General features: G+C 33.3%; 9 protein-coding genes and 1 tRNA gene. 8 read left to right on the top strand and 2 right to left on the bottom strand.

Going from position 1 to position 12620, the window contains the following annotated elements; genetic code table 11:
- Window positions 1-3 precede the first annotated feature (3 nt).
- The 5 genes from fliD to BLP60_RS05485 all read left to right on the top strand — a co-directional run bounded on the left by fliD (window position 4) and on the right by BLP60_RS05485 (window position 7818).
- Entirely contained in the window at window positions 4-1710 is a 1707-nt protein-coding gene (gene fliD / locus BLP60_RS05505; protein ID WP_092064672.1) for a flagellar filament capping protein FliD, read from the top strand.
- An 18-nt stretch (window positions 1711-1728) separates the two neighbouring features.
- The gene (gene fliS / locus BLP60_RS05500; RefSeq protein ID WP_092064669.1) at window positions 1729-2097 is read left to right on the top strand and encodes a flagellar export chaperone FliS; all 369 of its coding nucleotides are present in this window, start codon (window positions 1729-1731) and stop codon (window positions 2095-2097) included.
- Between the two features lie 100 nt (window positions 2098-2197).
- A complete protein-coding gene (locus tag BLP60_RS05495) occupies window positions 2198-3589 on the top strand; it encodes an efflux transporter outer membrane subunit (RefSeq protein WP_092064666.1) in 1392 nt (463 codons plus the stop codon).
- A gap of 4 nt (window positions 3590-3593) precedes the next feature.
- Window positions 3594-4700, top strand: a complete 1107-nt coding sequence (locus BLP60_RS05490) for an efflux RND transporter periplasmic adaptor subunit (protein ID WP_092064663.1) — start codon at window positions 3594-3596, stop codon at window positions 4698-4700.
- 4 nt (window positions 4701-4704) lie between these two features.
- On the top strand, window positions 4705-7818 hold the full coding sequence (locus BLP60_RS05485) for an efflux RND transporter permease subunit (protein ID WP_092064660.1): 3114 nt from the start codon (window positions 4705-4707) through the stop codon (window positions 7816-7818).
- On the opposite strand, the gene BLP60_RS05480 is transcribed toward BLP60_RS05485, so the two are convergent.
- Window positions 7815-9011: a pyridoxal phosphate-dependent aminotransferase gene (locus BLP60_RS05480; RefSeq protein ID WP_092064657.1), complete on the bottom strand. Its 1197-nt coding sequence runs from the start codon at window positions 9009-9011 to the stop codon at window positions 7815-7817. The two genes, BLP60_RS05485 and BLP60_RS05480, sit on opposite strands and share 4 nt — an antisense overlap.
- Window positions 9012-9025: 14 nt before the next feature.
- Window positions 9026-10387 carry a sigma-54-dependent transcriptional regulator gene (locus BLP60_RS05475; protein WP_092064654.1) on the bottom strand — a complete coding sequence of 454 codons (1362 nt, stop codon included), beginning with the start codon at window positions 10385-10387 and terminating at the stop codon, window positions 9026-9028.
- Window positions 10388-10815: 428 nt separating this feature from the next.
- On the opposite strand from BLP60_RS05475, the gene BLP60_RS05470 reads away from it, so the two are divergent.
- The 3 genes from BLP60_RS05470 (at window position 10816) to BLP60_RS05460 (ending at window position 12611) form a co-directional block, all read left to right on the top strand.
- Window positions 10816-10892: transfer RNA gene (locus BLP60_RS05470), tRNA-Arg, on the top strand.
- Window positions 10893-11018: 126 nt separating this feature from the next.
- Entirely contained in the window at window positions 11019-11747 is a 729-nt protein-coding gene (locus tag BLP60_RS05465) for an amino acid ABC transporter ATP-binding protein (RefSeq protein ID WP_092064651.1), read from the top strand.
- A gap of 36 nt (window positions 11748-11783) precedes the next feature.
- Entirely contained in the window at window positions 11784-12611 is an 828-nt protein-coding gene (locus BLP60_RS05460; protein ID WP_092064648.1) for an ABC transporter substrate-binding protein, read from the top strand.
- The last annotated feature ends 9 nt before the right edge of the window (window positions 12612-12620 follow it).

Here is a 12620-nt window from a genome sequence, read left to right as displayed (position 1 = left end):
ATTATGACAGACATAGCTAATGATTATCTTATCTCGGGCCAAATTCACTTTACAGGTCTCGGCTCAGGTACTGATTTTGATACAATGATCCAAAAATTAATTGAAATAGAAAAAAATCAACATGTAACTCCCCTAGAAGATTGGAAAAAAACATGGGAAGACAAAGTCAGTGCCTTTCAAGAATTAAATACTGCTATGTTAAATTTAGAAAATACGTTAGAATCAATGGATAGCATAAAAGAATTTTTTATAAAAACTGCCACTTCTACAGACACAGATATTCTAACCGCAACCGCAAGTAGCGACGCACAGGAAGGGACTCATTCCATAGAAATTAATCAATTAGCTCAAAATGATATTTTAATCAGCCAAAATTATTTTTCTTCAGAAGATGCTGTTATAAATAATACTGGTTCTGATGAAACATTTAGCTATACTTATAACGGGAACAATGTAAGTTTAAATGTTCCAGATGGGACTACTCTTTCTGCCTTTGTTAGCATGATAAACAATGATGCAGACAATCCAGGCATAAAAGCTTCTATAATAAAAAAAGCAGACGGACAATTCCATCTTCAGCTTGCTGGTTTAGATTTAGGTAGTTCTTATTCTATAACTATTAGCGCAGGCCCAAGTAGTTTTGATGCAGACAGTAGTAGTTCTGTTACTAATGCGGATTTTTATCACACTCAAACAGCCCAAAACGCTCAAATAAAAGTAGATGGCTTTCCTAACGATGGTACTTGGATAGAACGAGATACAAACAGTATTGATGATGTGATTACAGGAGTGACTTTAAACTTAAAAAGTACAGGAACAGTGCAAGTTACTATATCCAATGATACTGAAGCAATTAAAGAACAAATTAAGACTTTTATTGAGCAATTCAATAAAGTTGTTTCTCTTATTAGAGAACAAACAAAAGTCACTAAAACAACTAACAATAAAGTAGAAGGGTCTATTCTTACCGGAAACTATGGGCTTCAGATTATACAACAAAGGTTAAAAACCTTACTAGCTGGGGTTGGCATAGGATTTGATCGCAATGAAGATCCATATCCTTCTTTATCTAATATTGGCATCACTACAGATGCAGATGAAGGATCTCCTACTTTAGGAGAACTTAAAATAGATGAAGAAAAGCTTGATGATGCCCTTTCTACAAATGCTCAGGCTGTAGCTGAAATATTTAGCGCAGATTATGTACCTGCTACCTCTTCCTCTGATTTCAAGTATTATTCCCATATTGATGGAGTCACCAAAGGTGGAAAATATACTGTAGAGTATACTGTAAGTGGAGGTAGTATCACTTCTGCGAAGATAGATGGATATGATGCAGGCATAGATGGAAACATTATAACCTCAAAAGAAGGAGATTCTAAAGGTCTTGCTATACAAATAGACAATCTTTCTGATGGGACTTATAGTGGGACTATTCGCTTAAAATACGGGAAAACTCTAGAGTTAAGAGATGAACTTGATGAACTAACAGATAGTTATGATGGAACTTTAAATGTACTAAAAGATAACTATAATGAAATTATAGAAGACATAGAGAAAAAAATTAGTTGGGAACAAAAAAGAATAGATAGATATGAACGGGATCTGCGACAAAGATTCGCAAGATTAGAAGCTCTTTTGGGATATTATAATTCATTAGATGCCCAATTGTCATCTCAAATTGCATCCTTAAAAGCAGGAACTAAATAGTGAGGAGGGAAAAATTATATGCAGGCAGTACAAGCATATTTAAACACCAAAGTATCTACAGCATCTCAAAAAGATTTAGTTGTTCTCATATTTGAGAGCGCCATCAGATACTTAAAACAAGCTAAAGAAAAAATAAAAGAAAAAGACTATGCCCAAAAAGGTATTCTCATTTCTAAGGCATTAGATTGTATTGCAGAATTAGACGCTAGTTTAAATATGGAAAAAGGTGGAGATATAGCTAAAAATCTCCACGCTCTTTATTTTTATTGTCAAACCAGACTACTTCAAGCTAATATGAACTTAGATCCTAAAAAAATAGATGAAGTCATTTCTATATTACAACAAATTGGAACAGCCTTTGCGGAAATTAAAAATTCTTCTGCTTAATTCTTTTAAGTAAATTTTAGTATCATCTATAAATTGACATATTTTTATTCTCTGAGTAATTCCTAAAAATTATTACTAAAAAGTTTTAAGTGACACTTAAATGTCTTATAATAAAATAATTTTTTATTTTTATCTTCTTAGCGTTATACTTAGTGGATGTATACTTTCCCCAAATTTACCTCCAAGAGAAACAACTATCCCTCCCAAAAATTATTTAAATTCTAATTCAACTTCTTTTTATTGCCCAACAGAATGGTGGAAAATCTTTTCTGACAATTATCTAAACTCCTTAATAAAGACCTCTCTTCTAAAGAATTTTGATCTAAAGCAATCAATGTTGACCCTAATACAATTAAAAAAACAACTAGATATAGAAAAGGCAAGCCTATATCCTAATATAAACTTAGAAGGCAAAATACAACGAGAGGGCAAATATCTCCAAAATGTATTAGGAGAAAAATATTACTCCCTAACAAATACTTATTCTGCCTTTTTAATAACTTCTTATGAATTAGATTTATTTCAAAAATTATCTGCCCAAAGAGTTGCTGCGTGGATGCAAGTTCTGGAAAATCAACACTATTTAAAATCATTCAAACAAAGTCTGATCTCATCTCTGGTAAACTTGTACCTTCAACTAAGTTTTGAACAAAATAAAATAGATATTTATAAAAAAATATTAAAATTAGAAGAAAAAAATCTTCTTTACCTAGAAAAATCGTATAATCAAGGATATGCTAATTTAGCTGACATTCTTGCTCAAAAACAAATAATAGAAAACTTAAAAAACACTATTTTAGAAAGTAAAAAACACTTTCAAGACATAGAGTATCAAATATGTAGTTTAATGGGAAAATATCCTCAACATATCTATTTTTCTTCTTGGCACAAATTTTCTAAAACAAAATTAAAAGTCAATCCAGGTCTTCCTAGCTTACTGTTAAAATCCAGACCAGATATCCTCGCTAAGGAAAATAAATTAAAAAAACTTGAAACAAAAGTTAAAGTAGCAAGAAGGGCAAGATTCCCTAAAATAACTCTTACTGGTCAATTTGGTTATGCTAGTACGGAATTACAAAACCTTTTTACCCCGACTAATGCTCTTTTTCGCTTGGCAGCAGGAATCCTTCAGCCAATTTTTCAGGCAGGAAAACTGAAAAAACAAGAAGATATTGCTATTTTAGAATTCCAAAAAGCAGAAATTGATTATGCAAAAACAATTTTAACTGCATTTAAAGAAGTAGAATTAGCCTTATTTTTAAGACAAGTGATAGACCAACAAGAAAAACATTTCTCTAATATTTTAAAATTAAAACAAAAAAAACTACAATTAACACAATATAAATATTCTCAAGGACAAATATCTTTTTTAGAACTAAACCATGCTAAAAAAGAATTTTTAGAAGCACTTTTAAATAAAGAAAAAATACATTTAAATTCTTTGCTAAATCAAGTAAACTTAATAAAAGCACTAGGGGGAAACTGGGGCTAAACAAATGATTTTATCAATGAAAAATAAAGTTCTATTCAATGCTATTATAATTATTCTAATTTTATTGTTTGCAACGTTTGGATTTAAATTCCTCGCTAATCAAAAAAAACATCCAAACCCGATCCAAACTCTATCTCAAATTCCTGTGGTACAAACTCAAATAGTGAGAACACAAACAGAACAAATCATTTTTTCTGCTCAAGGCACTGTAGAGGCAAGAGAGGTAGCCTCTTTAGTCCCTCAAGTAGGAGGGAAAGTCATTTTTATATCTAAATCTCTCAATCCAGGAGCAATAGTAAGACCTAACCAACTTTTACTAAAAATAGACCCTGCTTCTTATAAAATTGCTCTTAAACAAGCCAAAGCTTCTGTTATAGAGGCAAAAGCTAATCTGACTTTGGTACAATCTAAAGCCACAGAAGCTATTTGGGCTTGGCAACTAGAACACAAAGGATCTCCTCCCCCATTAGTTGCTAAAGAACCACAATTAAAACAAGCAGAGGCTAAACTTGCCCAAGCAAAGGCATCCTTAGAGCAGGCAGAGCTTAATTTAAAAAGAACATCTCTATATGCTCCTTTTAAAGCAAGAGTAATAGAACGGAAGATAGGCTTAGGTCAATATATCTCTCCTGGACAAACAGTTGCCACATTATATAAAATAGACAACCTTGAGGTAAAAGTTCCTATAGAACAAAACAAATTAAAATGGATAACCCCTATAAAAACGAAAGTAAAAATTATAGATCCTAATACGCAAAATACATGGGAAGGAAAATTTGTACGTATTTCAGCAAATATAGATACAAGCACTAGGCTCTTGTATATTTATGTAAAAGTATTTAACAGTAAAAATCTTTTTCCAGGATCATTTGTAAAAGTAAAGTTCTACGGTAAAAATGTACTTAATGTATGTTGGATCCCTGAAAAAGCTTTGCACGACTTTAACACTATTTGGGTTGTAAAAAATAACAAAATATATTTTAAAAAAGTTCAAGCTTTGATTAGAAAAGAAAATAAAGTCTTAGTGCATGGATTAAAAGATAAAGATGAAATTATTATTTCTCCTCTAGGAGAGGTAAAACAGGGATTAACTGTAAAAATAATTAAATAAACAAATGAAAAAAATAATTAGCTGGTTTACAGAAAATCACGTTGCTTCTAATCTTTTAATGTTTTTTCTCCTAATAGGGGGTATTATTTATTCCCTGGGAATGAAGGTGGAAATATTTCCTGAAGTTAGTCTAGATAAGATAAGTATTAGTGTTGAATATCCTGGAGCTTCTCCAGAAGAAGTAGAAGAAGGTATTATCCTGCCTATAGAAGAAGCAATTTCTGGTTTATCTGGAGTTAAGGAAATAGATTCTACAGCTTCTGAGGGTTTTGCTTCTATTTTAGTAGAAGTATTAAAAGGATGGGATACTAGTGCATTATATGATGATATTAAGTCAGAAGTAGATAGACTTACTACTCTCCCAGATAAAGCCAAAGAACCTGTCATTCAACGCATTATACGTAAGAGCCAAGTATTGGATATAGCTGTTTATGGAAATGTTTCTGAAAAAATATTAAAAAAATTCGCCCAAAAAATAAAAGACGAAATCACCTCTTTACCTGAAGTAAGTTTAGCCAGGCTTGATGGAGTGCGCGAAAATGAAATTCATATAGAGCTTAACCCAGTTACTTTGCGTAAATATCATCTCAGCTTAACTGAAATCGCCCACAAAGTAGCCTTATACAGCAAAGATGTACCCTTAGGACGGATTAAAGATCCTGCTGGAGAAGTTATCTTACGTCTAAAAGCAAAACGCTATACAAAAAATGATTTTGCTCAAATTCCAATTCTTACCAAAACAGATGGAAGTATTGTCTATCTTAAAGATATTGCAAAAATTAAGGACACATTTGAAGACATAGATGCAAAAGTATTGTTCCAAGGAGTTCCTACAGCCCTTATCGAAGTATTTAGAATTGGAGATCAAAACGCCTTAAAAGTAGCTAAAGCTGTTCATTCTTACGTAAATAAAATAAGAAAAACTCTTCCTCCCAATATTAAAATTCAAATCTATAACGATAGTTCAAAACTCTTAAAAAGCAGGCTTAATCTTTTATTAAAAAACATGGCTTATGGCCTTATTTTAGTAAGTGTTGTATTAGGATTATTTTTAGAGCTGAAGTTAGCTTTCTGGGTTACCTTAGGTATACCTATTTCCTTTGCAGGAGCTACCATGTTTCTACCTGCGGTAGATGTATCTATTAATATGATATCTCTTTTTGCCTTTATTATGGTTTTAGGAATAGTAGTAGACGATGCAATTGTAATTGGAGAAAATATTTATACTAAATATCAAAAAGGAAAACCACCTTTTTTGGCCTGTGTAAATGGTGCATCTGAAGTTGGCAGGCCTGTTATTTTCTCTGTACTCACAACTATTGCAGCCTTTACTCCTTTACTTTTAGGCAGTGGACAAATGGGTAAATTCATGCGCAATATACCTTTAGTGGTGAACTTAGTTTTAGCGGCATCACTCATAGAAGCCCTATTAGTTTTACCTTGTCATCTACACTCATCTTTAAAGAACAAAAAGCCATCTAAACCCAAACTCTTACCTAGACTTTTAGAAAAATTTATAAATGGACCATATGCCAAAACTCTAAATCTATGCCTAAAGTATCGCTATATTACCCTGACAGCTGTTATAGCTATATTAATTTTGTCCTTTGGGATTATAAAAGGAGGTATTATAAAGTTTACTTTTTTCCCAAAAGTAGAATCAGACTTTTTAACCTGTAATCTCACTCTACCACCTGGAACACCTGTGGAATATACAAAAAAAATTATTAAAAAAATTGAATATGCTTTAAATAAAATTATTGAAGAAGAAGATGCAAAGCGACCTAAAGATGCTCCTTCTCTTTTAAAATATACTTTAAGTCTAGTAGGTTTTCAGATGTCTCCTCATGAGACGAGTATGGTTACTACTCAAAGTGGAGGTAATGTGGGCCAAATATTTGCCGAACTTTTAAGCAATGAAGAAAGAACAATAAAGGCCAATTACCTAGTGAAACGTTGGAGAAAAGAAGTAGGCAATATACCAGGAGCAGAGGAGCTAACCTTTTCTAGTGATCTATTTTCTTTTGGCAAACCACTTGCAATAGATATTTCACACCCCAATTATAAACTACTTAATCAAATCTCTCTTCAACTCCAAAAAGAGTTAAAAAAGATACCAGGGGTATTTGATATAAGTGATAGTTTTATTCCTGGTAAAAAAGAAATTTATATACGCCTAAAACCAAATGCACTAAATCTTGGTTTTACTACAGATTATATTGCCCAAGAAGTTCGAGCTGCATTTCATGGCTTAGAAGCCCTTTCTTTCCAACGAGGCAAGGATGAAGTAAAGGTAAAGGTCATGCTTCCAGAAAAAGAAAGGCACTCTCTTGATTCTCTAAATCTATTATGGCTAAAAACTAATACAGGACAATTTATCCCTCTATCTAATGTAGCTGACTTAGAATTGACTCAAGGATATTCACGCATAAGCCGTCAAAATAGACAACGTATAGTTAGTGTGTATGCAGATATTGATGAAACAAAAGCAAATGCAAATGAAATTAGAAATTATTTAAAAACACGCATTCTCCCTCATCTTCAAAAGCTTTATCCTAGCCTAAATTGGAATTGGGCAGGAGAAGGGAAAGAACAAAAAGAATCTCTTCGAGATATTTTTCAAGGCTTTAGCTTAGCCCTTTTACTTATTTATATCTTGCTTGCTGTACCACTACGCTCTTATGTTCAGCCCTTAGTCATAATGTTATCTATTCCTTTTAGTATCTTAGGGGCAATCCTAGGACATCTTATTTTAGGATTTAATCTAAGTATTTTAAGTTTGTTCGGCATTGTAGGGTTAGCAGGTGTCGCTGTAAACGACGCTTTAGTGTTAATGGATGCTGCCAATATGCTAAGAACACAAGGAAAATCTCCTTTTGAGGCAGCCTTTAATGCAGGAAAACTTCGCTTTAGAGCAGTCCTATTAACCTCTCTTACCACTTTTGCAGGTCTTATGCCAATGATTATGGAAAAAAGCCTACAGGCTCAATTTTTAATCCCAATGGCAATTAGTCTAGGGTTTGGAATTTTACTAGCAACCTTTATTACCCTCCTAATCATTCCTTGTGGATATGTCATCTTATTTGATTTAATTTCTTTAAAACACAAACAATTCTAATATTTTTCTAAAATATTTTGTACAGCCTTACCTATTGCCTCTGCTGAACGTTTGATAGTTTCTTCAGGAACGCAGAAAGCAAATCTCACATATCCGGGAAATCCAAAACCTTTCCCAGGCACAGCCAAGACATTCTCTTTAAGCAAAGCAGTAATAAAATCATCTTCCTGCTTATTTGGAGCTTTAGGAAAAAAATAAAAACCACCTTTTGGCCAAGTAAATTCTAAACCTGCTTGTTCCAAAATTTGTCCCATCAATTGTCTTCTTTTTTGATACACACTTATATCTACTAGACTTCCTAAACCTGCTAAAAGCAAATATTGACCTATTATTGGAGCATTAACAAAGCCTAAAATACGATTAGTCAAAACCAGTCCAGCTAACAGTTCTTGTTTATTTGGCATATCTGGATTTACCAAAACATAACCAACTCTCTCTCCTGCCAAGCCTAGGCTTTTAGAAAACGAGCTAACTACAACGCTAAATTCATAAAATTTTAAAATAGAAGGCACTTCCACTCCATCATAAACCAAAAACCTATATGGTTCATCTGCTACCAAAAAAATAGGTTTCCCAAATTTTTGGCTTTTCTTTCTTAGCAAATCTGCAATCTCTTTTATCTCTTGCTCAGAATAAACTTGACCACTTGGGTTATTAGGCGAGTTTAAAATTATCGCTCTTGTTTTCTCCCCAATAGCCTGGTCTAATGCACCTAAATCTAAAGAAAAATCTGGCTCTTTAGTTTTAACTACCTTTAATATTCCATTGTGATTTTCAGCATAAAACCCGTACTCTACAAAAAAAGGAGCAAAGGCTACGACTTCATCCTTAGGCTCCAATATGGCCCTAAATAAAGCATTGATCCCTCCAGCAGCCCCACAAGTTATAATTACTTCTTCTCTGGAAATAGAAACCCCTTGTTCTTTGGAAAGAAATAAAGCTAATTTTTCCCTCAACTGAGGTAAACCTGCATTTGGCATATAACCTAAAGCTAATGGTTTAGATGACAATTCCTTAAGTTTGACAAACTCATTGATTATTGAAGATGGTGGAGGTAAATCAGGATTACCAAGACTAAAATCAAATACCTTATCCGCCCCAAATTCTTTTTTTAATTCTGCTCCCTTTTCAAACATTTTTCTAATCCAGGAAGACCTTTGTAGATATGTCTTAACCTGAGTATTTAAAAGCATATTTTCCCCCTTTTTTAAGGAATACTTATTCCCTGTTTTTTATATTCATTAAGTTTATTTCTAAGAGTACGCACCGAAATCCCCAAAAGCTGAGAGGCTTGAGTTCTATTGCCTCCTGTAAGTTTTAAACTCTTTAAAATCATTCTTTTCTCCATCTCTGCCAAAGATAACACTTCTTCTAAAGAATCTTCTCTTTCTGTTTCTTGGTTTTCTTCTATTTGTAAGTGATCATATTTACCATCTAATAAAAAGTGCTCAACTTTTATTTCTTTACCTTGAGCCAACAACACTGCCCTTTCCATTAAATTCTGTAGTTCCCGAACATTCCCTGGCCATGAGTGTTCACGCAACCAATTTTTGGCTTGCTCTGAAATAATTTTAAAAGGCAGTTTGTAATCTCTACAAAACTTAGCAATAAAAAAATCAGCCAATAAAATTATATCTTCACCTCGCTCTCTTAATGGCGGAATTTTTAAAGGAATAACATTTAAACGATAAAACAGATCCTCACGAAATTTATTTTCTTTTACTTGTTTTTCTATATCTCTATTGGTTGTAGCAATTACTCTTACATCTATCTTTATGGTTTCTGTTCCTCCAACTCTATCAAATTCTTCTTCTTGTAACACTCTTAAAAGCTTAGCTTGTAGATTAATATCCATTTCTGTAATTTCGTCTAATAAAATTGTTCCATGATGAGCTAGTTCAAATTTACCAAGTTTTTTAGAAATTGCTCCAGTAAAAGCCCCCTTTTCATGTCCAAATAATTCACTTTCCAATAAATGCTCTGGCAGAGCTGCACAATTTACTGCTATAAAAGCCCCCTTACGGCCACTTTCACGATGAATAAACCTAGCAAAAAGCTCTTTTCCTGTTCCTGACTCTCCGGAAATTAAAACAGAGGCTTTAGATTTAGCTATTCTTTTTGCAAGAGCAAGGGTAGCCTGAATTGACGGATGATTTCCTATGATTTCTCTAAAATTACTTTCTGACGTAAAATCAGAAATAGATGATCGTGAATCATGAGTTAAAGAATCTAAGACTATTTCTAATTTTTCAAAATTTAAAGGAGCAAGCCAGTAATCTTTAACTCCCATTTCCATAATTTTTTTTGCTTCTTCAGCACTACCTCTTTCAGTAAACACATAAACAGGAATAGAAAAAGATTTTTCCTCTAGCCACTCCATTAAATTTTCCACGCGAAATCCAGGTAAACTTACTTGGGCAAAAATTATTAACACATCTTCATTTTCCAAAATCTTTTTGGCAGCAGATAAATTGTCTGCCAATACCAGGGTAAATCCTTTTTCCTGTAAACAAGCATAAAAAGACGTTATTTGTTCTGGACGAGAAATAAATAAAATTCTTTTAGCCATTTCAACTTCTTATCTATTTCTTCAAGTCTTTTCAACTAAGAATACAACCTTTCCTTAGATTACTTTGTTTTAAAAACTAACATTTCTTCACCTTAAAAACCACTTTCTCTTCTAACCTGTAGGCTGATAACAGTTATTAATCCGAATTCATCCCCTTCTCCAAATTTGAGATCGCTATGAAAATTGAAGAAATCAGAAGAAGAAGTTGACAAACTTTAAAATTTAAACTTTTAGACAAAAATCTTTACGGAAAAATAAGTTTAGGTTAGACAAGAAAAATGTATTGGTTTTAAAAAATTAAATTTTTAAACAAGAGGGGGCTTTTTATGTTTAGTGGATTTATGCTCTTATTAGGATTATTTACCGTAGGTCTTATTATTACAGAACTTAAATTAACCTCCCAAAAATAACAAAAGACAAAAAATTTTCCGCCCTTAGCTCAGCTGGATAGAGCGTCGGACTTCGAATCCGCAGGTCGGGGGTTCGAATCCCTCAGGGCGGGCCATTTTTAGATTAAGCGGCTTTAAGCCGCTTTTTTAATATTTTTGGCTTGCTAGGAAGTTCAGGTTTTGGTAATGCCAGCTTAATTTTGAGCATTTGATCTTTAGTTTTATATGAAGAGGAGTAAGCCTTGATAAAAATAGAACATGTGCACAAATGGTTTGGAGAGAATCACGTTTTAAAAGACATTAACTTACATATTAAAAAAGGGGAAGTTGTTGTTATCTGTGGTCCAAGTGGTTCAGGAAAAAGCACACTAATTAGATGTATTAATAGATTAGAGCCAATTCAAAAAGGAAAAATCTTGGTAAATAATGTAGACGTAAACTCCCCTAAAACCAATCTCACAGCCTTAAGAGCAGAAATCGGATTTGTTTTCCAACAATTCAACCTTTACCCTCACATGACCGTCTTAGAAAACATTACGTTAGCTCCTATTTTAGTAAGAAGAATGGATCCCAAACAAGCAGAAGAACTGGCAATGGAACTTTTACATAAAGTGAATATTCCAGACAAAGCCAATGCCTATCCGCCTCAACTTTCAGGAGGACAACAGCAAAGAGTGGCCATTGCTAGAGGCCTAGCCATGAAGCCCAAAATAATGCTATTTGATGAGCCAACGTCAGCTCTTGATCCAGAAATGATTAATGAAGTCTTAGACGTAATGAAAGGATTGGCTAGAGAGGGTATGACCATGGTAGTAGTAACTCATGAAATGGGATTTGCCAAAGAAGTAGCCGACAGAGTTATATTTATGGATGAAGGCACATTAATAGAAGAAAATACCCCTCAAGAATTCTTTAACAATCCCAAAAACGAACGCACAAAATTATTTTTAAGTAAAATACTTAGCCATTAGCTAAGTATAATAAAATCCAAAAAGGGAGGAAAGATTATGTTTAAGTTCAAGGCACTGTTTATAGGGTTGCTTGGCATTTTACTGTTTGCCCAGTTTGCCTTTGCTGGCCCTACTTATGAAAGGGTTATGAAAACAAAAGTTATTAGAGCAGGCATTATGACAGATTCTATACCTGGAGCCTTTTATAACGATAAAGGAGAATGGGTAGGTTTTGATGTAGATATTGCTGAAGCAATTGCTAAAAGACTTGGCTGCAAGTTAGAACGGGTTGCAGTTAACAACAAAACAAGAATAGCCTTTGTCCAACAAGGCCGTATAGATATGTCTGTAGCTAATATGACTCATAAAAGAGAAAGAGATAAATCCATTGATTTCTCTATTACTTATTTTTTTGATGGGCAAAAATTTTTAGCCAAAAAAGGCAAATACACTAAATGGGAAGATTTTGTAGGTAAAAAAATCGCTGTACAACAGGGAACTACCTCAGAAATTAATGTTAAAAATCTACTCAAAAAACTTGGTGATCCAAATTATGAGAAAAATGTCATCTCCTTTCAAAAAGAATCTGAATGCTTTCAAGCTTTAAAAATGGATAGAGTTGCTGCTTGGTCAACTGACTCTACTATCCTACTTGGATACGCAGCTAAAGAACCTGGAAAATATGAATTAGTTGGAGACTTTTTTAGCGATGAACCCTATGGCATTGGCTTACCTGAAAATGACTCAGATTGGAGAGATGCTATTAATTTTACCTTACAGGATATGTGGAAAGACGGAACTTATATGAAAATTTATAATAAGTGGTATGGCCCCAATACGCCTTATTATTTTCCTTTAACTCGCTCTATTGAAATGTGGCCCTAAATCTTAAAC

The organism is Desulfonauticus submarinus (assembly GCF_900104045.1).
Lineage (GTDB): Bacteria > Desulfobacterota > Desulfovibrionia > Desulfovibrionales > Desulfonatronovibrionaceae > Desulfonauticus > Desulfonauticus submarinus.
Note: the sequence above shows the minus strand (reverse complement) of the source record. Positions and strands in the feature narration are given on the sequence as shown.

Excerpts from the sequence above, each read along its gene's own strand:
- fliS (WP_092064669.1), top strand. The coding sequence starts at position 1,729 with ATGCAGGCAGTACAAGCATATTTAAACACCAAAGTATCTACAGCATCT.
- fliD (WP_092064672.1), top strand. The coding sequence starts at position 4 with ATGACAGACATAGCTAATGATTATCTTATCTCGGGCCAAATTCACTTT.
- BLP60_RS05485 (WP_092064660.1), top strand. The coding sequence starts at position 4,705 with ATGAAAAAAATAATTAGCTGGTTTACAGAAAATCACGTTGCTTCTAAT.
- BLP60_RS05495 (WP_092064666.1), top strand. The coding sequence starts at position 2,198 with ATGTCTTATAATAAAATAATTTTTTATTTTTATCTTCTTAGCGTTATA.
- BLP60_RS05460 (WP_092064648.1), top strand. The coding sequence starts at position 11,784 with ATGTTTAAGTTCAAGGCACTGTTTATAGGGTTGCTTGGCATTTTACTG.
- BLP60_RS05475 (WP_092064654.1), bottom strand. The coding sequence starts at position 10,387 with ATGGCTAAAAGAATTTTATTTATTTCTCGTCCAGAACAAATAACGTCT.
- BLP60_RS05490 (WP_092064663.1), top strand. The coding sequence starts at position 3,594 with ATGATTTTATCAATGAAAAATAAAGTTCTATTCAATGCTATTATAATT.
- BLP60_RS05480 (WP_092064657.1), bottom strand. The coding sequence starts at position 9,011 with ATGCTTTTAAATACTCAGGTTAAGACATATCTACAAAGGTCTTCCTGG.